The organism is Pandoraea bronchicola (genome assembly GCF_902459805.1).
GTDB lineage: Bacteria > Pseudomonadota > Gammaproteobacteria > Burkholderiales > Burkholderiaceae > Pandoraea > Pandoraea bronchicola.
The window spans coordinates 633,857-659,065 of sequence record NZ_CABPST010000001.1; the positions used below are offsets into that span (position 1 = coordinate 633,857).

The window sequence follows — 25,209 nt, forward strand, 5'->3', positions numbered from 1 at the left end:
ATCCCATATCGGCATAAAGCAGGGTATTTACTAATGCGTTTACCGATTACGGGATCCCATAATGAAGAAAAGCCGGATCTGGCCGGATCCAGAACGACCGGCAGGCATTCCAGCGATCGAAAGGAGACGCATGCTGCATCCCACGCCGACCACGGTTCAATTGCGCGAGATGATCCTCAAGGGCGAGCTCGCGCCGGGCGAACGTCTCGCCGAAGCCAAGCTCGCGGAGCAACTGGGCGTCTCGCGCATGCCGGTCCGGCAGGCGCTGCCGGTGCTCGCCGAAGAGGGACTGGTGGTGCGCGCGGGGCAGCGCGGTTACGCCGTGCGGGCGCACACGCGAGAGGAGAGTGTCGAGGCGCTGCATCTGCGCGGCGCGCTCGAAGGTTACGCCGCGCGTCTGCTCGCCGAGAAAGGTGCGAGCGCCGAGTTGCTCACGCAGTTGCGCGACCTGCTGGCCGAGGGCGACGCGTTGCTCGCCGATCACACGATGACCGCCGAAGTGCAGATCGGCTACGCGTCGCTCAACGCGCGCTTTCACGACCTGCTCGTCGCCGGCGCGCGCAATCCGCTGCTCGACGGCTTCATCGCGCGTTGCAATCTGGTGCCGTTCGTCGCCCCGCGCACGGTCGCGTTCGGGCATGAAGACCGGCGTCAGTACGCCGACATCATCGCGTATGCCCATCGTCAGCATCACGCCATTGTCGAGGCGATTGCCGCACGGCAGCCCGATCGCGCCGAATTCATGTGCCGCGAGCACATCGTCACGCAGGAACACAGCATGGGCGCGCAGTTGCTCTGACGCGCACCGCCCGAATTCATCCCGACCACCCCCTATCGAAACGAGAGCGCGCCAGTCGAACGAGCGCCAAGGAGACAAACGATCATGTTCCTCAAAAATACCTGGTACGTCGCTTGCACACCGGACGAATTTGCCGACAAGCCGCTGGGCCGCAAGATCTGCAACGAACCGATGGTGTTCTTCCGCGACGGGAACGGTAACGCCGCCGCGCTGGAAGACTTCTGCCCGCATCGCGGCGCAGCGTTGTCGCTGGGCTTCGTCAAGGACGGCCACCTCGTGTGCGGCTATCACGGCCTGACGGTCGACGGCGGCGGCAAGTGCACCAAGATGGTCGGCCAACGTGTCGGCGGCTTCCCGAAAACGCGCGCATATCCGTGCGTCGAGCGCTACGGCTTCGTCTGGGTATGGCCGGGCGACGCGGCGCTCGCCAATCCCGACGAGATCCCGCATCTGGAGTGGGCGGTGAGCGATCAGTGGGCCTATGGCGGCGGCCTGTATCACATCAAGTGCGACTATCGCCTGATGATCGACAACCTGATGGATCTGACGCACGAGACCTATGTGCACGCCACGAGCATCGGTCAGGAGGAAATCGAAGAAGCGCCGCCCAAGACGACCGTCGAGGGTGACATGGTGATCACGGCGCGTCATATGGAGAACATCAAGGCGCCGCCGTTCTGGGCGAGCGCGTTGCGCGCGAACGGTCTGGACGATCAGGTAGCATGCGACCGCTGGCAAGTCTGCCGCTTCACGCCGCCGAGCCACGTGATGATCGAAGTGGGCGTAGCGCACGCGGGCCATGGCGGTTACGACGCCCCGGCCGACAAGAAAGCGGGCAGCATCGTGGTCGACTTCATCACGCCTGAGACCGACGAATCGATCTGGTACTTCTGGGGCATGGCGCGCAACTTCAAGCCGGAGGACGCCGAATTGACCGCGGCTATCAAGCGTGGCCAGGGCGGCATCTTCGCCGAAGACCAGGAAGTGCTCGAAGCCCAGCAACGCAATCTCTCGGCGTATCCCGAGAAGAAGATTCTGAAACTCAACATCGACGCAGGCGGTGTGCAATCGCGCAAGGTGCTCGACCGTCTGATCGACGCCGAACGCGCGGGTGCCGCGCATGTGCAGAGCCTGGGGAGCGCCGCATGAAAGTCCGGCTGGCGAACAAGCGCGATGTCGCAACCGACATCTGCGAATTCGAACTGGTGAGTCTCGACGGCAGCCCGCTGCCCGCCTTCACGGCGGGCGCGCACATCGACGTGCATGTGGCCGACGGCCTCGTGCGCCAGTACTCGCTGTGTAACGCCCCCGGCGAGACACATCGTTACTGCGTAGGCGTGCTGCGCGACCCGGCGTCGCGGGGCGGCTCCGTCGGCATGCACGCGCTCACGGTCGGCACGACGCTGGAGATTAGCGCACCGCGCAATCACTTCCCGCTGGCCGAGCAGGCGAAGCACAGCATTCTGCTCGCCGGAGGAATCGGCGTGACGCCGATTCTGTGTATGGCCGAAGCGTTGTCCGCCAGCAATGCGTCGTTCGAAGTGCATTACTGCACCCGCGAGTCCGCGCGTACCGCCTTTCGCGACCGGTTCGCGAGGCACGATCTCGCCGCGAAGACGCGCCTGTACTTCGACAACGACGGCGAACGCGCCGATCTCGACGCCATCCTCGCGCAGCCGTCGGCCGCAAAGCACCTGTATGTCTGCGGCCCGGCCGGCTTCATCGAGGCAGTGCTGGCGCGAGCGGAAGCGGCGCAATGGCCGGAAGGGAATGTGCATCGCGAGTACTTCGCCGCACCGGTGACGGCAGACACCGATGGCGACAAGCCGTTTCAGGTCAAGCTGCACTCGAGCGGCCGTGTGATCGACGTGAAGGCCGGCGAGACCATCGTCGCGGCACTCGCCGCGCAGGGCGTGGAAGTGCAGATGTCGTGCGAGCAAGGGGTGTGCGGCACGTGTCTCACGCGCGTCATCGACGGCACGCCCGATCATCGCGACGTCTACCTGACCGACGATGAACGCGCCGCCAACGACCAGATGCTGCCGTGCTGCTCGCGCAGTCGATCGGCCATGCTGGTGCTCGATCTGTAACCCAGTACAGCCTGCGCCATAAGACGACGGCCCCGCTCGCGACGCGAAGCGGGGCCGTTGTCTTTTCATGGATGACCGGACCCCGTTACAACGTCCGATCCTTCGTCTCACGCACGAGGACGGTAGAGATCAGCGCCATCGCCGCGAGGATGAGGAAGTAGACAATGACGGGCCAGATCTGACCGTGGCTCCACGCCAGCAGACTCGCCGCAATCATCGGCGCCAGCCCGCCGCCCAGCACCGTACCGATCTGCTTGCCGAGCGACACGCCCGAGAAGCGCACCCGCGTGTCGAACAGCTCCGAGAAGAAGCTGCCTTCCGGGCCGAACATCATCGGATGAATCACGCCCGCGCCGATCACGATGGCGAGCACGACGAGTGCCGTCTCCTTGCTGCCCATCATCAGGAAGAACGGGTAAATGAAGATCGCCGTGGCAGCCAGTCCCATCAGGAACATCGGACGGCGTCCCAGCTTGTCGGAGAGCATGCCAAACGCGGGGATCGTCAGCATCGCGAGAATGTTCGCGTACAGCACGCCGTCGGCCATCGTGTTGCGCGGCAGGCCGAGCGACTTGGTGCCGTACGACAGCGAGAAAATCGCCACCAGATAGAAGAAGCTCGTTTCGGCCAGACAGATGAAGAACGTGACGAGCGTCGGCCGCCAGTAATGCGTGATGACTTCCGCCACCGGCACCTTCGCGATGTCGCGATGCTGCTCTGCCGCCTTGAAGCTCGGCGACTCTTCCACCTTGAGACGCACATAGGTGCCCAGCGCCACCAGCAGCAGACTCACGAGGAATGGCAAACGCCAGCCCCACGTGAGCAGGTCGTCTTCCGGCAGTCGCGTGATGAGCACGATGGCGAGCGACGCGCCCACGATCGACGTCGGCCCCGCAGCCTGAATCAGACCGCCGAACAGGCCGCGCAAGTGCGCGGGCGCACCTTCGACCGTCATCAGCAAACCGCCGACGGACTCACCGCCGAGCGCGAAGCCCTGGACGAAGCGCAGCGTCACGAGCATGACCGGCGCCCACATGCCGACCATGTCGTACGTTGGCAGCAAGCCGATCATCGTGGTGGCCACGCCCATCAGAATCAGCGTGAAGAGCAAAATCGACTTGCGTCCGATACGATCGCCGAAGTGTCCGAACACGATACCGCCAATGGGCCGCGCGATGAACCCGACGGCGAAGGTCGCGAACACGGCAATCATGCCCGCCATCGGATCGAGCTGCGGGAAGAACAGCCGGTCGAACACGATGGGCGCCAGAAAACCGTAGATGAAAAAGTCGTACCACTCGATGGCGGTACCGAAACAACTGGCCGCCACCACGCGGCCGTAGTTCGCCGATGCCCCGGGCATGGCTGTCGTCGCGGCAGCGTTGGCCTCGGGGTGGTGAACCTCGCTGGCGCTGGTATGGCCCGACGTTGCACCCGCCCCCGCAGGGGCGGTTTCGTATGGTTGTGACACGGTTGTCTCCTCCGGCCGTCTGTTCCGGTCCCCCGGCTGCGGCGGTATGGTGGTCTTGCGTTACCTTGCGTTATCTTGTTTTGCCCTGCTTCACGCTGGGTCACGCCAGAATGCGTCTGGCCGCCGAGCGTCGCTCAGAACGGGTAGTGACGCGGGGTGGTCTGCACCGTCATCCAGCGCAGATCGGTGAATTCGTGAACGCCGGCCTTGCCGCCGAAACGCCCCCAGCCGCTCGACTTCACGCCGCCGAAAGGCATCTGCGCTTCGTCGTGTACCGTAGGGCCATTGATGTGGCAGATGCCCGACTCAATGCGTTTGGCAACGCCCATCGCCCGTGCAATGTCGCGGCTGAAGACAGCGGACGACAGGCCGTAAGCGTTGTCGTTGGCGCACGCGATGGCCGCTTCGTCGTCCGTCACGCGCACGATCCCCTTGACCGGACCGAACGACTCCTCGCTGTAGATCTTCATGTCGGGCGTGACGCGATCGAGCAGCGTTGCCGGCATGAGCGTGGTGTCGGCACGGCCGCCGCACAGCAGCGTCGCGCCCTTGGCGAGGGCATCGTCGATCAGCGCGTTGCAGCGCTCGACCGTCGCCATGTCGATCACCGAGCCCAGCACGACCGGGCCTTCGCGCGGATCGCCCAAGGGCAGCGAACGCGCCTTGGCGGCGAGCTTTTCCACGAAGCTGTCGGCAATCGATTCCGCCACGACGATGCGTTCGGTCGACATGCAGATCTGACCGGAATTGGCGAACGCGCCGAATGCGACGCCGTTCACGGCGGCATCGAGATCGGCGTCCTCGAGAACGAGGCACGGTGCCTTGCCGCCCAACTCGAGCACGGCAGGTTTCAGATGCTCGGCGCACAGCGTGGCGATGATACGGCCTACGCGCGTCGAGCCGGTGAAGTTCACACGACGCACGGCGGGCTCTGCGATCAACGCTTCGACGATGGCACCCGCGTCTTTCGGTGCATTCGTAATGAAGTTCACCACGCCCGGCGGCAAACCGGCTTCGTCCAGCGCATCGGCAATCAAACCATGCGTGGCGGGGCACAACTCGGAGCCCTTGAAGACCACGGTATTGCCACAGGCCAGCGGCAACGCTAGCGCGCGCACGCCGAGAATGACCGGGGCGTTCCACGGCGCGATACCGAGCACCACGCCTGCCGCCTGACGCACCCCCATCGCGAGACTGCCCGGCACATCCGACGGGATGATTTCACCGGCAATCTGCGTCGTCATCGCCGCGGCTTCACGCAGCCCCTGCGCGGCCAGATGCACGTTGAAGCCGGCCCACAAACCAGACGCCCCCGTCTCTGCCGCCATGGCCGACTGAAACTGTTCGACCTTCGCTTCCAGCCGATCGGCGGCCTTCATCAGCAGCGCACGACGTTCGCCAGGGCCGGTGTTCGACCACGCCGGGAAAGCGTCCCATGCGGCGCGCACGGCAGCGCGGGCGTCGTCGACGGTGGCCGCAGGCGCGCAAGAGGCGACTTCGCCGTCAAGCGGATTGCGGCGCTCGAAAGTAGCCCCCCGTGTCGCGCCGACGCGCTTGCCGGCGATCAGCATCGTCAGGGCTTTGGGATCTTGTTGGGCTTGCATGGGTAATCGTCTCCTTGCTCGATGGTTCGTCACGGGATGGCGCGCGCCGCGGTCTCGACGACCGGCGCGAGCATTCGCCGTGCATCATGCCACTACGATTTCGACCAGACGTGTCTCGCCGCTCGCCATGGCCTGCGACAAGACGTCGCGCAACTCGCTTCCCTGCTCGACACGCTGTGCGCGCACGCCCATGCCTTCGGCCAGACGCACGAAATCGAGATCGGGCAGATCGGTTCCCTGTACCGGGTCCGTCGGACTGAAGCCGAACGACGGCGCGAAGTCCTGCAATGCGGCGTAACGACGGTTGTTCAGAATCACGAACGTGATGGGCAACCTGGCTTGCGCAGCGCTCCACAGACCTTGAATGGAGTACATCGCGGAGCCGTCGCCGATCAGGCCGACGACACGCCGCGCCGGATGCGCCATCGCCACCCCGACTGCGGCGGGCATGGAGTAACCGAGGCCGCCGCTGTTCATCGTGTAGAAGGTGCCCGGCAACGTAAAGGGCAGGTATTGCTGCATGATGGCGCGTGCGCTCGGCGCTTCTTCGACAACGATGTCGCGGGCGTCGCGCACTTCGGAAAGCGTTTGCAGCGCAAACGCGGTCGTCATGCGCTCGCCCGCCAAGTTCGCCGTGGCCACCGGCGGCACAGCGCGTGCGGGCGGCAATGCGCGCTCGCCCGGCATGTCGCGTGCGAGCAGCGCTTCGACACCGAGACGCACATTCCCCACCACGGACGCGCCGACCGGCGTCCAGGCCGCCACGCCCGGATCTTCGATCAACTGGAACAACGACGCGCCCTCGGGGACATGTGGCCCGGCGCCTTCCACGTGGTACGTGAACGCCGGGGCGCCAATCACGAGAATCAGATCGTGACCGCCAAGCAGACCCACGATCTTCTCGCGCATCGGCGGCAGAAAGCCCGCAAACAGGCGGTGATCTTCCGGAAATGCGCAGCGGGCGCACATCGGTGCGGTGAAGACACGGGCGTTATGCCGTTCGGCCAGCGCGACCACGGCGTCGAATGCCCCCGCACGGTCGATGGAAGAGCCGACGACGAACGCCGGACGCGCGCACGCGTCGAGCGCGGCCCCCAGTTGCGCAAGCGCCACCGGATCGGGCTGCACACGCGTACTCACCTGACGCGGTGGCAGCGCCTGCGCGGGGCGATCCCAATCGTCGACAGGAATCGAGACGAAGACCGGTCCCTTCGGCTCCTGCATGGCGATGTGGTACGCGCGGGCGAGTGCCAATGGCACGTCTTCGGCGCGCGCCGGTTCCAGACTGAATTTGACGTACGGCTGCGGCAACTCCGTCGCACGCACCGACGCGAGGAACGGGTCGAACGGGAGAATCGAGCGAGCCTGCTGGCCGGCAGTCACGATCAGCGGCGTCTGGTTCTTATAGGCCGTGAAGATGTTGCCCATGGCATTGCCGACACCGGCGGCCGAATGCAGATTGATGAATGCCGCGTTGCCGGTCGCCTGCGCATAACCGTCGGCCATGCCGACGACCACCGCTTCCTGAAGCCCCAGCACATATTCGAAGTCTGGCGGGAAATCGCGGAACAGCGGCAACTCGGTCGAGCCGGGGTTGGCGAACACCTTGGTCATGCCGTGGCGGCGCATCAGATCGATGACCACCTCACGAACGCTCAGGGCTTGAGGGGTGCCGGCGCTTTGGCCAGCGCGCAGTTCTCGGCTGTCTTTCATGGATGCGGTTGTCTCGTGCCGCCGTCGTCGCTCGCGCGTAACAGCGTGGTTCTTGTGTTGACTCGTGCCGCACGGCCTCACGCTCACGCGACGGGCGAGTCGATCGGGATCAGCGGCTGGGACGAGCGATTTGGACCAGTATAGGCAGCCGATATATGCACTGGAATTGCTTTTGTGTGCCGAAGTCATTACGCTTTTGCATGACTTTCCAGCGTCGCCACACGTCCCTATCGTCTCGATCGATCGGCCATCCCTTCCCCTGGAGTTCCGCTGTCCGCCATGAGCCTCAATCTCCAGCAATTGCGCGCTTTTACGACCATCGTCGCGACCGGCAGTCTGGGGCGCGCAGCCATGGAGCTGCACCTCACCCAGCCCGCGTTGAGCCGCACGATCAAACGCCTTGAAACCGATCTGGGCGCGCCGCTGTTCGAGCGGCACAGCAAGGGCATGGAACTGACGGCGTTCGGGCAAGCGCTGCTCCCCCATGCCATGTTGCTGGAGCGCGAAGCCGACCATGCGCGCGAAGAAATCGATGCGCTGCGCGGTCTGGCCAAAGGCACGATCAAAGTCGGCGCGGTCGGGGCCATCGCAAGTCATGTGCTGCCGCTCGCCGTCGACCGGGTGCTCAATCGCTGGCCGAATCTGCGCGTGGAGATCATCGAAGGGGTGTGGGACCGGCTCGCTCAGGGGCTCATGCGGCACGAGATCGATCTGGCGCTCTCGACGCTCGCCCCCGATACCGAGGACATCGTCGCCATCACCGACTGCCATTGGGAAGACGATAGCTACGTGGTGGCCGCGTGCGATCACCCGTTGCGCCAGCGCAAGCCCCTCGCGTTGGCCGACACGCTCACGCAGCGCTGGGCGATACCACCGCGCGGCACCGCGCCGTACGCGCATATGCAGGGCGTGTTTGCGGCGCACGGGCTAGGGTTGCCGAATATCGTCGTGGAGACACGCTCCGTTCCCGTACTCAAGAGCATGGTCGCGCGATGCGGCTTTCTGACGTGGATGCCCGAGCCCATGTACGACGTCGAAGCGCGGGCGCAGGTCATGGATACGCTACCGATTTCGACCGTGCGCGCCACGCGCACCCTCACGGCGTTTCGCCGCCGTCAGGGCATCTTGCCGAGCCCCGCTGCCAAGCTGCTCGACGAGTTGCGGCAACTCACAGCGCCCGGTTAACACTTCGGAATACGAATCAGCCCGGCGCGGGCACGATGTGCGCGCGGTGGTACGGCGTGCCGCCGTACTCCTTGGGACCGTGAATCGTCTCGACCCGCTCGATGCGCCACGGCACCGGCTGTGCGAAGCGCGGGCCATCGTAGGCAAATGTATGGAACTCGCCGTTCTCGCCACACGCGTCGACAGTCGCCGGCAACTCGGCCAGCAACGACGCGTCGTACTCGCGGCCGACAAATTCCGGTCCGAGGTGACGCCCGTCCACACACACGATCACCGCGCGATAGCCCAGCGAGATGAACTCGTGGGCCAACGTCAGACGCTCACGCTGCCACAGTGGCAGCACGGCGGTCATGCCCGCAGCCGCGCACACTTTCTCTTCCCAATCGCGATGCGGCTGCAAATCGATGTCGCCGAACAGACCGTGCGTGATACCGTCGGCACGCATTGCCTGAAGACGCGCAACGAATGCGGCCTCATATTCGCGCCAGCCAGCTTGTCCGACGTCAAGCGCGATGCCGAGTGCATCCGCCTGCGCTTGCATCAATTCGCGTGGCAAGCCGTGCGAGCGCGAGCTGTCGCCCGTCTCGTCGAACATCGCCAGCAGCCGCCACACGTCGTAGTGCGGTACGCCGGCCGTGTCGCACGATAACGCGTGATGCAGGGCAAGGCAGGAATCCTTGCCGCCACTCCAGGAGAAAAAGGCGGGTGTGGGCATGGGGTCACGTGACTAAGTCGGTCGTTGGAGCGTACCAATGCAAAGCGGACCCCGCAGGGTCCGCCCTTGAGACTTGCGGGTTGCGATGTTTCCATCGACGCGGCCCGCATGACATCGCGCTCAGTGTGAGCGGATCATCGTGCCGAACGGCTGCTCCGTCAGGATCTCGAGCAACACCGAGTGCTCGATACGGCCGTCGACGATGTGCACCGACTTCACACCGCTCTTCGCGGCGTCGAGTGCCGACGAGATCTTCGGCAGCATGCCGCCCGAAATCGTGCCGTCTGCGAACAGTTCGTCAATCTCGCGCGCCGACAGGTCGGTCAGCAAATTGCCCTCGCGATCCATCACGCCCGGAATGTTGGTCATCATCACGAGCTTCTCGGCGCCCAGCACCGTAGCGAGCTTGCCTGCCACGAGGTCGGCATTGATGTTGTACGCCTGGCCGTCTTCCCCCACGCCGATCGGCGAGATCACGGGAATGAAAGCGTCGTCCTGCAGCGCGCGCACCACGGCCGGGTTGATCGAGTCGACTTCACCGACGAAACCGATGTCGAGGAACTGGCCCGCATGCTCACGATCCGGCATCAGCATCTTGCGAGCGTTGATGAGACCGCCGTCCTTGCCAGTGAGGCCCACCGCCTGACCGCCGTACTGGTTGATCAGCATGACGATGTCCTGCTGGACTTCGCCGCCGAGCACCCACTCGACCACTTCCATCGTCTCTTCGTCGGTCACACGCATGCCCTGGATGAACGTGCCCTGCTTGCCGATCTTTTTGAGTGCCTGATCGATTTGCGGGCCGCCGCCATGCACCACCACCGGGTTGATACCGACAAGCTTGAGCAGAATGACGTCGCGCGCGAAGCCTCGCTTCAGACGCTCTTCCGTCATTGCGTTGCCGCCATATTTAATCACCACGGTCTTGCCGTGGTACTTGCGGATATATGGCATCGCCTCGGCCAGAACTTCGGCCTTGAGAGCAGGTGCGATGTCGTCGATAGAAGACAGTTGCGGATCGGACATGGCGGGAAGGTTTTTCGCAGGTGGACCAGAAACACGGCGCATTGTACAACCAAGAAGCCTTTGCGTGCGGGGCTTTGACGGGATTCGGAAGGGTCTGGGACTTGCCTCGGCAAATGCCCATGGCTACCCTTCGTCACATGCCGGACGGTAACCGCAAAAGCGGCGATTTTCGCCCGCCCAGCGGCACAGAATCGCGCGTGCGTATCACCCCTTTCACTTCGTCATGGACGCCCGTCAGTGGCCGATTTTTACCTCATCGCCCTTCGCCCCCCGATTTCGGCGCCGCGACCGCCCGCTTGGGGCCGGTCGATGACAGAATGCACGCTGTTGCAGTTGCGCAACTCGTGCCGGCGAACGCCCTGGCAGGGCATGGGGGCCATGGGGGCGGCGTCTCTCACGTCGTGGTAATCGATGGCCAAGGGAATCGCAAACATGACCGGCACAAATGATCCGACGCCTCCAGGCGTGGCCTGCGCTCCGTCACGCTGCCCTCAATGCGGCGCCGTTGTGACATGCGGCGCGCTGTCGTCGGCAGACGCCGCCGGCGACGTGCGCTGCTGGTGTCTCGACGGGCCCCGTCTGCCCGCCGCGGCCCGTCTCGGTGCCGGCGCCTGCCTGTGCCCCGCCTGTCTTCGCGCGGCGCTCGCCGACGCCGGTGTGGCGATCGGCGGCACCGCCGCCGATCCCGGTTGAGGCGGCGGGCGAGCGCGCGCGGCAGCGATTACTGGCTGTGCGCGCCGTGCGCCATGCCAGCCATGCCGCCGCTCGCAGCGGGTGCGCCTGCCGTCAGATCGCGTACCGGCACCTGCACCTGCTGCTCGGACATCTTGTGATCCGCGGATTCGAAGCGCAACGTCACCGGCACGGTATCGCCCTTCTTGAGCGCCGCCTTCAGGTCCGTGAGCATGATGTGATAGCTGCCCGGCTTGAGCTGCACCGGCTGATTGGCCGGCAGCGGCAGGCCGTTCGGGAGGGCGCGCATTTTCATGAGCGTGCCTTCGAGCTTCATTTCGTGGACTTCGGCATTCGCCGCAGCGGGGCTGCTCACGCCAACGAGCGTGGTCGTCTGATGCGCCTGCAAGGTCATGAAAACGCCGGTCGCGGTCTGGCCGGGCACGGTACCGCGCGCCCATGCGTCGGAGACATCCACCTGTGCATACGCCGAAGCCATGCCAAGACTCAGCGCGGCAGCCACCCAAAGCTTGTGCTTCATGCAAACTCCTTTTCGTTGTCGACGGACACGCATCCGCCCTGTATCGCATGAGACGCTGCGCGACACCCTGCCGCGCGAGACGTGGACGTCCATTGTAGTCGTGCCTCGCCAGATGCGCGTGCGCACGGCGTGATGCGGGCCATCAGCCCCATGCGGCAGAGTGTCGCAGCGCCGGCAGACGCAAGATGGCCCGTGACCCGGACTTGGTACACTTGTCGTATGACTCATTTTCCCATCGAGCGAACCAACGTCGTCCAGCTTTTCTGGCTGCGTTGCCTGGCCATCGTCGGCCAACTGGCAACCATCGGCGTCGCGCAACTCTGGCTCGGCGTGCGTCTGCCGCTTGAGCCGATGCTCACCATCGTCGCCCTCGAAGTGCTGTTCAACGTGCTCACCTGGGTACGGGCCAGACGCGGTATCGAGCGCGCCAAGCGACGCACCGATCTCGATCTGATGAGCCAGTTGCTCGTCGATCTGGCCGCGCTCACCGCGTTGCTGTTCTTCTCCGGTGGCGCGACCAACCCCTTCGTCTCGCTCTTCCTCCCGGGTCTGGCAATTGCCGCCGCCGTGCTGCCGTGGCGTAACGCCTCGCAACTGGCGCTGCTCTCGCTGGTCGCCTATGGCGCACTGAATTTCCAGTATGTGCCGCTCGATCTGGCCGATCCGGGCAATTTGCTGCGCCTGCATCTGGCCGGCATGTGGGTCAACTTCGTGGTCAGCGTGCTTGTGATCGCGTGGTTCGTCTCGCGAATGTCGCGTGCACTGCGCGCCCGCGACGCGCAACTCGCCCGCGCGGAACAGCGCCTGCTGCGCGATGAACGGATGGCCGCGCTCGGCGCTCAGGCCGCAAGCGTGGCGCACGAACTCGGCACGCCGCTCTCGACGATGGCCGTGGTCGTCGGCGAACTGCGCAGCGAGAGTCTGGGCAATGCCGCATTAAAGCCCTTCGAACCGGATCTTCAGACGCTCGAACAGCAGATCGCGTTGTGCAAGAGCGCCATCGGCCACGTGCAGACACGCGCCGCAGCGCCCGTGCGTCAAGCAGTGGCCGAATGGCTGCCCGCGTTCACCACGCAATGGCGCTTGCGCCATCCGCAGGTGCAGTTCCAGTTACGTGTACCGCCGCAGTTGACCGCACGCATCGAAGACACGGTGCAGGTCGGTCAGATCCTCACCATCCTGCTGGATAACGCGGCCTACTTCAGCCCGTCGTCGGTCACGCTCGACGTGAGCGTCACGCCGGAGGATGCCCGCTTTACCGTCTGCGACGAAGGCCCCGGCATGACCGCCGAGTTGCGCACCCGGCTGGGGAATTCTCCCGTCATGAGCACTCACGGCGGGCATGGCATGGGGCTGTATCTGGCCTTTGCCAGCGCGCAGCGTCTCGGCGGTGACATCGTCCTTACGCCCAACACGCCGCAAGGCACGCGCGCCGAGTTGCGCCTGCCGATGGCCTCTTTCTTCTTCGGCTCGCGGAGTCAGACATGAACGCCTCGCATTTCCTCCTTATCGACGACGATGTCGTCTTCGCAGAAACGCTGGCCCGCGCGTTGACCCGTCGCGGTTACGACGTGCAGATCGCCGCCGACGGTGCAGCGGCGCTGCTCGCGGCACGCACGCGTCAGTTCGATCTGATCTCGGTCGACCTGCATCTGGGACACGACTCCGGACTGCCCCTCATCGCACCGCTGCGTGCATTGCAACCGAAAGCCCGCATGCTGGTACTCACGGGTTACGCGAGCATCGCGACGGCCGTGCAGGCGGTGAAGGACGGTGCCGACAACTACCTGGCCAAGCCCGCGAATGCGGACACGATCCTCGCATCGCTGCGCAGCGATGCGAGCGAAACGCAGGCCGACGAAGCCATCGAGAATCCCTCGCCACTATCCGTTGCACGCCTCGAGTGGGAGCACATTCAGCGCGTGCTGGCCGAACACAACGGCAACATCTCGGCCACGGCGCGCGCGCTGAACATGCATCGGCGCACATTGCAGCGCAAGCTGCTGAAGCGGCCGGTGAAGCAGTAACGCCTGGCCCGCAGACGAAAAAAAAGGCCCCGCAAGGGGCCTTTTTCACATTACCGCGAACTCACAGCACGTAGCGCGACAGATCTTCGTTCTGCGCCACTTCCTCGAGGAAGCGATTGACGTACTCGGCGTCGATCAACACCCCCTCGTTCGCCTGCTTGCCAGCGTTGTACGAAATGTCTTCGAGCAGTTTCTCGATGACGGTGTACAGACGTCGTGCACCGATGTTTTCCGTCTTCTCGTTGACCGAGAAAGCGATCTCCGCAAGACGCTTGATGCCGTCTGGCGCGAATTCGAGATTCACGTCTTCCGTCGCGAGCAATGCCTGATACTGCTTCACGAGGCTGGCGTCCGTTTGCGTGAGAATCGCTTCGAAATCCTCGACCGACAGCGATTCGAGTTCAACGCGGATCGGGAAGCGGCCTTGCAGTTCCGGAATCAGATCGCTCGGCTTGGCCAGATGGAACGCACCGCTCGCGATGAACAGGATGTGATCCGTCTTGATCATGCCGAACTTCGTGCTCACGGTCGTGCCTTCGACGAGCGGCAGCAGATCGCGCTGCACCCCCTGACGCGACACGTCACCGCCGCCCACTTCGCTGCGCGTGGCGATCTTGTCGATTTCGTCGAGGAACACGATGCCGTTCTGCTCGACGTTGCGCAAGGCCAACTGCTTGACCTCTTCGTCGTTGAGCATCTTCGACGCTTCTTCGTCCGTCAGCACCTTGAGCGCGTCCTTGATCTTGAGCTTCTGGCGCTTCTTGCGCTGATTGCCCAGATTCGCGAACATGCCCTTGATCTGCTCGGTCATCTCTTCCATTCCCGGCGGGCCCATGATCTCCATGCCCTGTGCCGGAATTTCCACTTCCAGTTCGACTTCCTTGTCGTCGAGCTGACCTTCACGAAGGCGCTTGCGGAATGTCTGACGCGTGGCGTTGTCTTCGGTGTTCGGCTCAGCCTCGTGCGACGCCGAACCGAAACGGATATCGCGCGACGATTCGCGCCCGGTCGGCAACAGCAGATCGAGAATGCGGTCCTCGGCACGATCTTCGGCCTTGGTACGCACCTTCTTCATTTCGGCTTCGCGCGTCTGCTTGATCGCGATTTCCGCGAGGTCGCGCACAATGCTGTCCACGTCGCGGCCCACGTAGCCGACCTCGGTGAACTTGGTCGCCTCGACCTTGATGAACGGCGCGTCGGCCAGCTTGGCCAAACGGCGTGCTATCTCGGTTTTACCGACACCGGTCGGACCGATCATCAGAATGTTCTTCGGCGTGATTTCCTGACGCAGGGGCTCTGCCACCTGCTGACGGCGCCAACGGTTGCGCAGCGCTACCGCAACGGCCTTCTTGGCCTTTTGCTGGCCGATGATGTGTTTGTCGAGTTCGGAAACGATCTCGGAGGGGGTCATATGGGTCATGACGTTCGCCAAAATTGGGGGTTCGAACCGAGGGCGACGCGCGGCCGGTCGGCTGTCGTTCAGCCGCCGGCCGACAAAGCGCGCCGCAGGAGTCCACCTGCTGCGGCGCGCGCGTCGTCCGTCGTCACTTCGCTGCCTTCGGCGGCAGCGTCTCGATAATGTGGTTGCCGTTGGTGTAGATGCACATCTCGCCAGCGATCGTCAGCGCCTTCTTGACGATCTCGCCCGGCGTCAGATCGGTGTTCTCGATCAGCGCGCGGGCCGCCGCCTGTGCATACGATCCACCCGAACCGATGGCAGCAACACCGCCCTCCGGATCGAGCACATCGCCGTTGCCTGTGATGACCAGCGTGGTCTCGGCATCGGCGACGATCATCATCGCTTCGAGCCGGCGCAGCATGCGATCGGTACGCCAGTCCTTGGCGAGTTCGACGGCCGAGCGCGTCAGATGCCCCTGATGCTTCTGGAGCTTCGCCTCGAAGCGGTCGAGCAGCGAGAAGGCATCCGCCGTGGCACCGGCGAAGCCGACCATGACCTTGCCGTCATAAATCGTGCGCACCTTGCGTGCCGTACCCTTCATCACGATGTTGCCCAGCGTGACCTGACCGTCACCGCCAAGCGCGACCTGATCGCCGCGCCGAACGGAGACGATGGTGGTGCCGTGATATTGCTCCATGCCTGTTCCTTTTCGGGGGGCGACACGCGCCCCGTAACGATTGGCCCGGACGCCTGACGCGTCCTCACGACTGTGACGACGCACCCGACCGGGCGAGACGTCACTGTAGTTTAGGGCAATCGAAAGAATATCAAGAGGCGTCGACGGCGGCGGGCAAGCCTCGCCGTCGACAGCAGGCCGATGTCGCAAAACGCGGCATGGATCGGGAGATTCGCGCGGCGTTGCACCGCGCGAATCGAATGTTGCGAGGAAATTTCTCAGAAATTCCCTCGATTTTGCGGAGCGTTCCCGCTTAGAACGTGGTGCGCAAACCCACGCGAACGGAGCGGCCGCCCTGCGGCGCAACGTCGCGCAGCACCGAACTGGCCAGACGCACTTCCTGATTGGTCAGGTTCTCACCCTTCAGATACGCCAGCCACTGAGCACCGCCCGCCTTGAACTGATAGGTCAGCGCCGCGCCGAGCGTGGTGTAGCCGCTCGTCGTCAGATCGTTGGCCGGCACACGTCCCTGATGGCTCGCGTGCACCATTTCCACGCGCGCGCCCCAGTGGCCCAGACCGTAGGCCAGCGCCGCCGTCAGCCGCAACGGTGCGATACGCGGCAGTGGCTCGCCCGTATCGCGATTGCGCCCGATGGTGTAATCGCCGCGCAGTTCCAGATCGAGATTGCCGTAGCCCTGCCAAATCCGCGCGCGGCCTTCGGCTTCGACACCATAGAGGTCGGCCGGCACACCCGCGTATTGATAGACCGGCAGCGTCGAGTCCTCCTCTTCGATGCTCTGCCCGGTGTTGCTCAGGGCGATGAAGTTGGTGAAACGGCTGTAGAACAGGCCGACGCTGCCCTTGTTCGGACCGCTTTCATAGCGCAATGACAGATCGGTAGAGAAGGCCTTTTCGAGCTTGGCTTGCGGGTTGCCGATTTCCCAGACACCGGTCGCCAGATGCGGGCCGTTGGCGTATAGCTCGTAGAACGTCGGCGCACGCTCCGTATACGACGTATTGAGTGCGACCGACCACTTAGGCGCCAGTGCGAAGACTGCCCCCGCCGACACACTGCCCGGGGTGAAGTTGCGCGACGGCAGATTCTCGAAGCGCTCGTTGCCGCCGGCCGCCGGTTTGACGCTCGAGTGCTCGATGCGCGCGCCGAACGAGAGCTTCACCGCCTGATTGACGGCCCACTCTTCGAGCGCGAACAGCGCCACGTTGATGGTATCGCTCTTCGGCACGAAGGCTTCTTCTCCAAGCGCCGAGAATGTGTTCTGCGCGAACTGCACGCCCACAGCACCTTCAAACGGCCCGATCTTTGCGTGCCGGGCTTCGATGCGTCCTTCGTAGCCGTGGTTCTTGAAGGTCGTGCCCGTCTGGCCGTTCTCGATTTCCTTGTGCTCGTAATCGGTGTAGCCGAAATTGAACTTGAGCGCGGTGAACGGGCCGCTCAGATTGCGGACTTCGCTGGCCATTGCCAGACGCTGCTGCCGCAGCCGGATACGTGTGTCGGCCGCAGCCACCGTGCCGTAATCGGCGTCGTAACCGGAGTACGAAAGGCCTGTGTAGCCGTTGGCCCACGTCCACGACGCGCCAACGGCCGCACCACTCACCTGCCCGTTGCTGTTGGGTAACGTGCCCGACGATTGCGGTGTGTCTTCGTCGTCGCGGGCGCGTTGTTGCGCCGAATGTGCAAAGCCCGGGATACGCAGGTCAGCACTCTTTCGTGCGAAGCCGTCAACATGGAACGCGAACTGTCCGTTGCCGAACTCGAGCTGCGCGGCGCCCGCGCGTTCGCGGTTCGCCCCCCCGTAGCTGAAATCCGTCTCGCCCGAGATACCGGTGATCGATTCGCGCGGAATACGGTTGTCGATGGTGTTGACTACGCCACCGACCGCGTTGCCGCCATAGAGCAGGGCCGCCGGGCCGCGCACGATCTCTACGCGTTCGATCGTCAGCGGGTCTTGCGCCACGGCGTGATCGTAGGACAACGACGAGGCGTCAAGCGCTGCGGTGCCGTTCTGCAGCAGGCGAATACGGTCGCCGTCGAGACCCCGAATGATCGGGCGGCTGACGTTCGGACCATACGACGTTGCAGAGACACCCGGCAGTCCGTCGAGGGTCTCGCCAAGCGTGCCGGCACGGCGCAGCGTCAGTGCCTTCCCGTCGAGTTCGGTGACGGGGACGGTCAGATCGGCGGTGGCGCGTCCGAGCGGGTTGCCCGTGACGAAGGTCGTCGGCAGCGCGGCTTCGGGTGCCGCCGGAGCAGCGGTGGCCGACGATGTTTCCGAAGACACGTCGGCGGCGTGCGCCGACACGCCCATCATGGCGAGCGCGCTGAATGTGAGCGCAGCCGCCATCGGCAGCGGTGCAAGGCCGGGTAGCGCGCGGCACGCACGGCGGGCGGCGCAACGGGAAGCGGAGGCAGAAGCGAGCGAAGACGCCGCGCGCTCACGCGCAGCGTTCGAGGAAGGGTGTGCCATGTCGGTATGAATTCTGTTGGGTCTGTGCGGGGAGCCCTCGCCCGAAGACGTGGGGCTCCCGGATACCGCGTGAATCGGTGCGAACGAATACCCGCCCCGTCCGGCGCCGAACGGTGGCTCGGCGAACGAACGCGCAGCAGCACGCTGCCGTCACAGGCCCGGGGAACCGTGAACGTCAGTACTGAAGTCGGCAGGGATGCAGGAATTCGCGCGCTAAGCGCGGAAAAACGCGAGAGAACGCGTCAGGTCAGACCGTGACCGGCGGGGCGCGAGAATCGAACGGGCGTTGAAGCGCACTGGCGTGACTGCGGCCGGTGGTCCGCCGCGGGGCATTCGCCGTGACGGTGTCGCCACGCCATTGCAAAACGGCGACGGCCATCGCAGCCGCCAGCGTCGCCCCCTCGAAGAGGTGGCAATGATGATGATGATGGCCGAAGCCGACTTGCGTCGACGCCGCAGCATCATCCTCGGCAAGCGTGAGATCCGAATCGTCCGAATTGTCCGAATCGTCCGAATTGACGGCGGCCGACGCGCTCTGCACGCTGCCGGACAACCCGCGCGCATGCGAGATTTCGTGTTGCAACCCCCACATCTGCACGCAGACCAGCGCGACGATAAGCCACGCGATCCAGCCGCTTCGCCCACGCCCCGTCTGCGCACGTAAAAGCGCGCGCCATTGGCGAGTGACGGATTCGATGAACGGCATGGACGGGTATAATTGCAACTGAGTTGCAATTCTGCCATAAAGCGAGTCCTGCCGCGAGCCTTACCTTGCGTTGCGTGCAGACGACAGTGCCGGGCGCGCACAGCGCGGTCGACCGGCCGGCGTCGAAAGGGCAATAAAAAAGGCATGCCGTGAAGACATGCCTTTGGCAAACCGAGGGGCCCGACTGACTTGCCGCCACCGCGCGGCATCGGGCCGGATTGCGTGATGCGATCAGTCGCCGAACAGCTTTTGACGCAGTTCGCGACGTTCCTGCGCTTCGAGCGACAGGGTGGCCGTCGGGCGGGCGAGCAGACGCGGAATGCCGATCGGCTCACCGGTCTCTTCGCACCAGCCGTACTCGCCGGAATCGATGCGAGCGAGCGATTGCTGTACTTTCTTCAGCAGCTTGCGTTCACGATCACGGGTACGCAGTTCAAGTGCGTGCTCCTCTTCAATCGTGGCGCGGTCAGCCGGGTCCGGCACGAGAATGGTTTCCCGGAGGTTCTCGGTCGTTTGACCGGCGTTGCGCAGAATGTCAGCTTGCAGAGTTTCCAGACGATCCTTGAAGAAGGCGAGTTGATCTTCATTCATGTAGTCCTTCTCGCCCATCTTCAGAATTTCGGCCTCGGTCAAAAGTCTTTTCTTGCTCATGGGTTTTTCTGGCGTCTCTTTCGGATAGTCCGGCGACGCCCCTGCAGCAGATGGGACGTCTTGCTTACCGGCGATGCCGCGGGCGGCTTCTTGGGTTACGTTCCTGCCGGACGATTGGGGCGCGGCCTTTTTGGCGGCGACCTTCTCGCCCGTCTTCGATTTGCCTGCTGGAGCACGCTTGGCGCCCGCATCCGGCGCCGGTTCAGCCCGGCGCGTGGGGCGTGCGGTGGCAGTCTTGCGAGAGGCGGTGGCCATGGCGGTGCTCCCCTGCCTACCCCCCGGAATGCCGCGTAAATTCGCTGGCGACAGCCCAGTGGGCAGGTATTGTAACCGAATCATCGGAAAGCCCCGGTTAAGGGGTTTCCCGTTGGTCGATTCGGCAGCCCCGCTCAGACCAGACAGCGCTCCAGCCCTTGCAGGATGATGTCTTTCGGCAGCTCGGCACCAATGAACACCATCTTGGTGTTCGGCGTCTCTCCGGGTTGCCATTTCGTGCCCACGTCGCTGCCCATCATCTGGTGAACGCCCTGGAACACGACCCGGCGGTCGATGCCGCGCATGTTTAATACGCCTTTATAACGCAATAAGCGTTCGCCGTACACCTGTAGGATGCTCCCGAGGAAATCCTCCAGCTTGGCCGGATCGAACGCCTTCTCGCTACGGAAGACGAACGACTTGATGGCGTCGTCGTGGTGGGCATGGTGGTGATGCCCGTGGTCATGTCCGTGGTCGTGCCCCTCGTGGGCGCACTGGCCATGATCATGATCGCAGTGCGAGTGATCGTGGCCATGATCGTGGTCATGATCATGATCTTGCGCATGCTCGTCGGCGGCCAGAAAGTCCGGATCGATATCGAGCTTGTCGTTCAGGTTGAAGCCGTGGATGTCGAAAATCTGCTTGAGGTCGGCCTGACCGAAGTCGACCACCTGCTGCGGTGCGCGCGGATTCATATGCGCGAGACGATGCTTCAGATCGTGCAGCACCTCGGGCGTGACCAGATCGGCCTTGGTGATGAACAGGCGGTCGGCAAAGCCCACCTGACGCTGCACCACTTCGTGCTGATCGAGCTGCTGCGGGCCATGCTTGGCGTCGACCAGCGTGATGATGGCATCGAGCCGATAGGTATCGGCGACTTCGTCGTCGATGAAGAAGGTCTGCGCCACCGGGCCGGGGTTGGCCAGGCCGGTCGTCTCGATCACTACGCGATCGAACTGGATCTTGCCCGCGTCGCGCTGGCTGTTCAGATCGGACAGCGCCTGCACCAGATCGCCGCGAATCGTGCAGCAGATGCAGCCATTGCTCATCTGCACGATCTGCTCGGCGTTTTCCTGCACGAGGATGTCGTTGTCGATGTTCTCTTCACCGAATTCGTTTTCGATGACGGCAATCTTCATGCCGTGCGCTTCGGTCAGGATGCGCTTGAGCAACGTGGTTTTCCCGCTGCCGAGAAAGCCGGTCAGGATGGTGACGGGGGTCATGAATGCAATGTCCTGTTGTGAAGCGGCGTGCCCGATGCCGCCTGAATGTCACTCACTGTACCCGAGGTGACGAATGGCGGCTTGGGACGCGTCAGTTGGGGGCGCCCGCGCACTGTGCGCAGGTGCCATGAATCAGCAGCTCGACCTGTTCGCCCACGAAACCCTTGGGCAGGCGCTTGAGTTCGCGCTCACTCAATTGGGGATGCTGGGGCCAATCGTCAAGACAGAAGGTCCGGTGACAGCGTACACAGCGAAAATGACCGTGCTGCGTATGCGGACGCGGCGAGGCGGCACGTTCCGGGTCGACGTGCTCGGCCATGACGAAGCGGAAGATACGGTCGTCGCCCGCCTGCTTGATCGCCCAGCCCTGCGCGACCAGCCAGTCGAGCACGCGGTAGGCCGTCACGCGGTCGAGGGGGTCGGCATCGGTGGCCAGATCGGCCAGCACTTCCTGATGGGTGAGCGGCCGGCCTGCCTTGAGCAGCAGCGCCAGCACACGTACACGCCCCGAAGTCACGCGGCCCGATTGTTCCTGCAAGCTCGCGCGGGCAGCTTCCAGATACGGTTGTAGTTGAGTAAGGCTCATGAATCGATTTAAGCACAGCGCCGCCAGCGCTGCAACCGAGTTGCAAAAGTGAGGGCTCGCGGTCGAGCGTTGCAGGCCCCCAGCCCAAAGTGACCGAAAGTGGACGGGCAATGCGTCATACAATTGACACAAAAAAATCCCCCTCACCATGTCGCCCACCGCTCTCGCCCTCGTCGTCACTGCCGCATTTCTTCACGCCACGTGGAATTTCCTCGCCAAACGCATCGACACCAGCGAAGGGGGCGGCCCGCAACTCGTCTTCCTCTATGCGCTGCTCACCGTCGTGCTCTACACGCCGCTGGCGCTGTGCTTTCTGATCGGCGCCGAAGCCAGTTGGCCGACGGCGCTGGGCTGGGTCGTCATCACCGCGAGTGCCGCGCTGCACTACGGCTACACGCTGGTCTTGCAGCGCGGCTACCGGGTCGGCGACCTATCGGTCGTCTATCCGCTCGCGCGCGGCACCGGGCCGCTGCTGTCGTCGCTGGGCGCCATCGTGCTGCTGGGGGAACGCCCGGGCTGGCTGGCGCTCGCCGGCATCGGACTCGTGGTGGGCGGCGTGCTGGTCATCGCCGGTGGCGAGCGCCTGTTCCGGCGCGGCAGCATGCACGCCGGTGCCGGCTGGGGCGTGCTCACGGGCGGATTCATCGCGGCGTATACGCTGGCCGACGCCTATGCCATTCGCACCCTGCTGCTCACGCCGCTCGTCTATTACTACCTGGAGAATGTGCTGCGGGTAGTGCTCTCGGCACCGATGGCATGCTCGCGCCCCGCGCGCATGGCCGTGCTCTGGCAGTCGAACTGGCGCAAGATCATGCTGATCTCGCTGATTTCGCCGATGTCCTACTTCCTGATCCTGACCGCGCTCAAGTACGCGCCGGTCTCACACGTCGCGCCGGCGCGGGAGATGTCAATGATGATCGCCGCACTGCTTGGCGTGCGTCTGCTGGGAGAGGGCGAGATGCACCGCCGCGTGGGCGGTGCCGTGCTCATCGCGCTGGGTGTCGTCGCCCTGACGCTGGGCTAACGCCCTCAATAGCAAGCACTTACATACGCTGCAACCAAAGCCCTTTGAGGTATTCGCCTTCGGGGAATTGCGTGAGCATCGGGTGATCCATGCCTGCCGACAGGCGGCGCAGAATCCGTGCGTCGACACCGGCATCGACCGCCGCGCCCGCCACGATCTTCTGGAACAGATCTGCGTCGATGGCGCCCGAGCACGAGTACGTCAGCAACTGACCGCCCGGACGCAGCAGCCTGAAGCCCGCCATGTTGATGTCCTTGTACGCCCGAGCGGCACGATCCACGTGATGGGCCGACGGGGCGAACTTGGGCGGATCGAGCACGATCATGTCGAACGTTCGTCCCTCTTCGCGCAAGGCGCGCAGGGTCTTGAAGACATCTGCATCGCGCCACTCGGCACGCGCGGCGTCGAAGCCATTGAGTTCGACGTTACGCGCGCCGATGGCCAGCGCGTCACCCGACGAGTCGATCGACAGCACACTCTGCGCGCCGCCTGCCAGCGCCGCCAGCGAAAAGCCGCCGGTATAGCAGAAGCAGTTGAGCACGTCGCTGCCCTTGGCTTGCTGTTGCACGAGCAGACGATTGTCGCGCTGGTCGACGTAGAAGCCCGTCTTGTGCCCGTTGCGCACATCGACGTAATACTTCACGCCGCATTCGTATGTCGTCAGCAAATCGGGCGCTTCGGGCGGCTCTGCCCCCGCCAGCACGCCGGTGATGCTCGGCAGGCCTTCGCGTTCGCGCACGGCGGCGTCGGAGCGCTCGTAGACGTTCGGGCAGCCGGTCACGCCGGTGAGCGCCTTCACGATCGCGTCCTTCCAGGCTTCGACGCCCGCCGCCATGAACTGGCACACGAGTTGGTCCGTCACCGGCGCGCCGGGCGCCGATTGATAGCGATCGACGATCAGGCCCGGCAAGCCGTCGGCTTCGCCGAAGATCAGGCGCGTGGCGCCCGTGTCGTGCACCATCTGTTCGCGATACGCGAGGGCCGCGGACACGCGCCGCTTGAAGAATGCATGATCGACCGGCTCGTTTTCGTCGAACGTCCACACGCGGGCGCGGATGGCCGAGACCGGGCTGAACGCGGCGCGCGCGAGGAAACGCCCGTCGGCGGCACGCACCACGACCGTTGCGCCGGAAGCCGGCTTGCCGTCCACGCGCGCCACGGCGGTGGCGTAAATCCAGGGGTGACGGCGCAGCAAGGACTTTTCTTTGCCGGGCTTGAGGGTCAAGGTATTCATGCGGGACGGACCAACGGTTGCATACGGAATGGCGGCAAGTCGCGCGGAGCACAAGGCGGCATCGCCACACAGGGGCGACGTCCGGCGGACGGACAACATGCGGGACTTGCTGGGGAAGGACGCGATTCTACACCGAGTCGCGCCGCCCGCCGGAAAGCTCAGGTCTTCTTGCGCGAGCGCGGATGCGCCTGATCGTAGACCTTCGCGAGATGCTGAAAGTCGAGCTTCGTGTAGATCTGCGTCGTCGAAATATTGCTGTGACCGAGCATCTCCTGCACGGCGCGCAGGTCGCCAGACGATTGCAGGACATGCGTGGCGAACGAATGACGCAGCATGTGCGGGTGAACGTGCGTCGGCAACCCGGCGGCCAGCGCGTGACGCGCCAGCCCCTGTTGCACCGCGCGCGCGCCGATGCGTTTGCCCCGCGCCGAGAGGAACAGCGCGTGCGGCTCGGCGGTTGCCAGCGCCGTGCGCATGTCGAGCCAGAGGCAGAGCGCCTGTGCCGCCTTTTCGCCGACCGGTACACGACGTCGCTTGTTCCCCTTACCTGTCACGACCACCTCGCGTTCTGGCAGATCCAGCCAACTCGCGGAACGATAGCCGTCGGCTTCCACGTAGCGATGGTCCAGGCCCGTCAGTTCCGACAGACGCAGGCCGGACGAATACAGCAGTTCGAACATCGCCCGGTTGCGCACGGCCTCGGCAGACGTGCCCGAGACATGCTCGACGAGCGCCGACGCCTGATCGGGCGAGAGCGCCTTCGGCAACGGTTTGGGCTGTTTGGGGGCGCGCACCCCTTCGACAGGGTTGGCTGCGAGCGCAGTACGCTGCGCAAGCCACGCGAAATAGCCGCGCCAGGCAGAGAGCTTGCGAGCAATCGAACGGCCGACGAGCCCCTCGCTATGCAACTGCATGGCGAAGCGGCGAATGTCGCCGTGCTGAAGCGATTCGAGCGGCCGGCCATGCGCGAGCCGCTGCAACTGACGCAGGTCGCGCGTGTAGTTCTCGAGGGTCAGCCCGGCGAGCTTGCGTTCGCTGGCGAGTGAGGTGAGGTAGCTGCGAATGCCCGGTTCCAGCGGCATGTCAGGCACTTCCGGCGTGACAGGCGGACCTGATCGATCGTC

23 protein-coding genes are annotated in these 25,209 nt (G+C 64.3%); 8 read left to right on the forward strand and 15 right to left on the reverse strand.

The window, feature by feature from the left end; all coding sequences use genetic code 11:
- The first annotated feature begins 130 nt into the window (after positions 1 to 130).
- From PBR20603_RS02905 to PBR20603_RS02915, 3 genes are all read left to right on the forward strand, one after another.
- On the forward strand, positions 131 to 799 hold the full coding sequence (locus tag PBR20603_RS02905) for a GntR family transcriptional regulator (protein WP_150558013.1): 669 nt from the start codon (positions 131 to 133) through the stop codon (positions 797 to 799).
- 84 nt (positions 800 to 883) lie between these two features.
- Positions 884 to 1,948: an aromatic ring-hydroxylating oxygenase subunit alpha gene (locus PBR20603_RS02910; RefSeq protein ID WP_150558014.1), complete on the forward strand. Its 1,065-nt coding sequence runs from the start codon at positions 884 to 886 to the stop codon at positions 1,946 to 1,948.
- Complete coding sequence (locus PBR20603_RS02915) at positions 1,945 to 2,889, forward strand: PDR/VanB family oxidoreductase (protein WP_150558015.1); 945 nt, start codon at positions 1,945 to 1,947, stop codon at positions 2,887 to 2,889. Before PBR20603_RS02910 ends, PBR20603_RS02915 begins: the two co-directional genes overlap by 4 nt.
- Before the next feature lie 85 nt (positions 2,890 to 2,974).
- Here the strand turns inward: PBR20603_RS02915 and PBR20603_RS02920 are convergent, their stop codons facing one another.
- The 3 genes from PBR20603_RS02920 to mdlC form a co-directional block, all read right to left on the reverse strand.
- Positions 2,975 to 4,360: an MFS transporter gene (locus PBR20603_RS02920; RefSeq protein ID WP_150558016.1), complete on the reverse strand. Its 1,386-nt coding sequence runs from the start codon at positions 4,358 to 4,360 to the stop codon at positions 2,975 to 2,977.
- A 134-nt stretch (positions 4,361 to 4,494) separates the two neighbouring features.
- The gene (locus tag PBR20603_RS02925) at positions 4,495 to 5,964 is read right to left on the reverse strand and encodes an aldehyde dehydrogenase (RefSeq protein ID WP_150558017.1); all 1,470 of its coding nucleotides are present in this window, start codon (positions 5,962 to 5,964) and stop codon (positions 4,495 to 4,497) included.
- A gap of 84 nt (positions 5,965 to 6,048) precedes the next feature.
- Complete coding sequence (gene mdlC, locus PBR20603_RS02930) at positions 6,049 to 7,677, reverse strand: benzoylformate decarboxylase (protein ID WP_150558018.1); 1,629 nt, start codon at positions 7,675 to 7,677, stop codon at positions 6,049 to 6,051.
- Between the two features lie 279 nt (positions 7,678 to 7,956).
- Here mdlC and PBR20603_RS02935 point away from each other — a divergent pair, with 279 nt between their 5' ends.
- Positions 7,957 to 8,862, forward strand: coding sequence for a LysR family transcriptional regulator (locus PBR20603_RS02935; protein ID WP_150558019.1), 906 nt, complete (start codon positions 7,957 to 7,959; stop codon positions 8,860 to 8,862).
- Between the two features lie 16 nt (positions 8,863 to 8,878).
- Here PBR20603_RS02935 and PBR20603_RS02940 read toward each other — a convergent pair whose 3' ends face one another.
- Both PBR20603_RS02940 and argB read right to left on the reverse strand, forming a co-directional pair.
- Positions 8,879 to 9,577: an adenine nucleotide alpha hydrolase gene (locus tag PBR20603_RS02940; protein WP_150558020.1), complete on the reverse strand. Its 699-nt coding sequence runs from the start codon at positions 9,575 to 9,577 to the stop codon at positions 8,879 to 8,881.
- 120 nt (positions 9,578 to 9,697) lie between these two features.
- The gene (gene argB, locus PBR20603_RS02945; protein WP_150558021.1) at positions 9,698 to 10,603 is read right to left on the reverse strand and encodes an acetylglutamate kinase; all 906 of its coding nucleotides are present in this window, start codon (positions 10,601 to 10,603) and stop codon (positions 9,698 to 9,700) included.
- A gap of 432 nt (positions 10,604 to 11,035) precedes the next feature.
- Here argB and PBR20603_RS02950 point away from each other — a divergent pair, with 432 nt between their 5' ends.
- Positions 11,036 to 11,296, forward strand: coding sequence for a cysteine-rich CWC family protein (locus PBR20603_RS02950; RefSeq protein ID WP_174977756.1), 261 nt, complete (start codon positions 11,036 to 11,038; stop codon positions 11,294 to 11,296).
- 28 nt (positions 11,297 to 11,324) lie between these two features.
- On the opposite strand, the gene PBR20603_RS02955 is transcribed toward PBR20603_RS02950, so the two are convergent.
- Positions 11,325 to 11,816 carry a copper chaperone PCu(A)C gene (locus PBR20603_RS02955; protein ID WP_150558023.1) on the reverse strand — a complete coding sequence of 164 codons (492 nt, stop codon included), beginning with the start codon at positions 11,814 to 11,816 and terminating at the stop codon, positions 11,325 to 11,327.
- Between the two features lie 219 nt (positions 11,817 to 12,035).
- On the opposite strand from PBR20603_RS02955, the gene PBR20603_RS02960 reads away from it, so the two are divergent.
- Together PBR20603_RS02960 and PBR20603_RS02965 are read left to right on the forward strand one after the other, a co-directional pair.
- Positions 12,036 to 13,304 carry an ATP-binding protein gene (locus tag PBR20603_RS02960; protein ID WP_150558024.1) on the forward strand — a complete coding sequence of 423 codons (1,269 nt, stop codon included), beginning with the start codon at positions 12,036 to 12,038 and terminating at the stop codon, positions 13,302 to 13,304.
- Entirely contained in the window at positions 13,301 to 13,843 is a 543-nt protein-coding gene (locus tag PBR20603_RS02965; RefSeq protein WP_150558025.1) for a response regulator transcription factor, read from the forward strand. Before PBR20603_RS02960 ends, PBR20603_RS02965 begins: the two co-directional genes overlap by 4 nt.
- Positions 13,844 to 13,904: 61 nt before the next feature.
- Here the strand turns inward: PBR20603_RS02965 and hslU are convergent, their stop codons facing one another.
- The 7 genes from hslU to PBR20603_RS03000 all read right to left on the reverse strand — a co-directional run bounded on the left by hslU (position 13,905) and on the right by PBR20603_RS03000 (position 21,827).
- The gene (gene hslU, locus PBR20603_RS02970; protein WP_150558026.1) at positions 13,905 to 15,263 is read right to left on the reverse strand and encodes an ATP-dependent protease ATPase subunit HslU; all 1,359 of its coding nucleotides are present in this window, start codon (positions 15,261 to 15,263) and stop codon (positions 13,905 to 13,907) included.
- A gap of 124 nt (positions 15,264 to 15,387) precedes the next feature.
- Complete coding sequence (hslV, locus tag PBR20603_RS02975; protein WP_150558027.1) at positions 15,388 to 15,939, reverse strand: ATP-dependent protease subunit HslV; 552 nt, start codon at positions 15,937 to 15,939, stop codon at positions 15,388 to 15,390.
- 292 nt (positions 15,940 to 16,231) lie between these two features.
- Entirely contained in the window at positions 16,232 to 18,283 is a 2,052-nt protein-coding gene (locus PBR20603_RS02980) for a TonB-dependent receptor (protein ID WP_150558315.1), read from the reverse strand.
- A 370-nt stretch (positions 18,284 to 18,653) separates the two neighbouring features.
- A complete protein-coding gene (locus PBR20603_RS02985) occupies positions 18,654 to 19,112 on the reverse strand; it encodes a hypothetical protein (RefSeq protein WP_150558028.1) in 459 nt (152 codons plus the stop codon).
- A 231-nt stretch (positions 19,113 to 19,343) separates the two neighbouring features.
- Positions 19,344 to 19,763 carry an RNA polymerase-binding protein DksA gene (dksA, locus tag PBR20603_RS02990; protein WP_010805609.1) on the reverse strand — a complete coding sequence of 140 codons (420 nt, stop codon included), beginning with the start codon at positions 19,761 to 19,763 and terminating at the stop codon, positions 19,344 to 19,346.
- Between the two features lie 389 nt (positions 19,764 to 20,152).
- On the reverse strand, positions 20,153 to 21,241 hold the full coding sequence (locus PBR20603_RS02995) for a CobW family GTP-binding protein (RefSeq protein WP_150558029.1): 1,089 nt from the start codon (positions 21,239 to 21,241) through the stop codon (positions 20,153 to 20,155).
- 91 nt (positions 21,242 to 21,332) lie between these two features.
- A complete protein-coding gene (locus PBR20603_RS03000; RefSeq protein ID WP_150558030.1) occupies positions 21,333 to 21,827 on the reverse strand; it encodes a Fur family transcriptional regulator in 495 nt (164 codons plus the stop codon).
- Between the two features lie 148 nt (positions 21,828 to 21,975).
- Between PBR20603_RS03000 and PBR20603_RS03005 the strand changes: the two genes are divergently transcribed.
- Positions 21,976 to 22,851, forward strand: a complete 876-nt coding sequence (locus PBR20603_RS03005) for a DMT family transporter (protein ID WP_150558031.1) — start codon at positions 21,976 to 21,978, stop codon at positions 22,849 to 22,851.
- A gap of 19 nt (positions 22,852 to 22,870) precedes the next feature.
- On the opposite strand, the gene PBR20603_RS03010 is transcribed toward PBR20603_RS03005, so the two are convergent.
- Positions 22,871 to 24,085, reverse strand: a complete 1,215-nt coding sequence (locus tag PBR20603_RS03010; protein WP_150558032.1) for a class I SAM-dependent rRNA methyltransferase — start codon at positions 24,083 to 24,085, stop codon at positions 22,871 to 22,873.
- Between the two features lie 158 nt (positions 24,086 to 24,243).
- On the reverse strand, positions 24,244 to 25,167 hold the full coding sequence (gene xerC / locus PBR20603_RS03015) for a tyrosine recombinase XerC (protein ID WP_150558033.1): 924 nt from the start codon (positions 25,165 to 25,167) through the stop codon (positions 24,244 to 24,246).
- Positions 25,168 to 25,209: the final 42 nt, after the last annotated feature.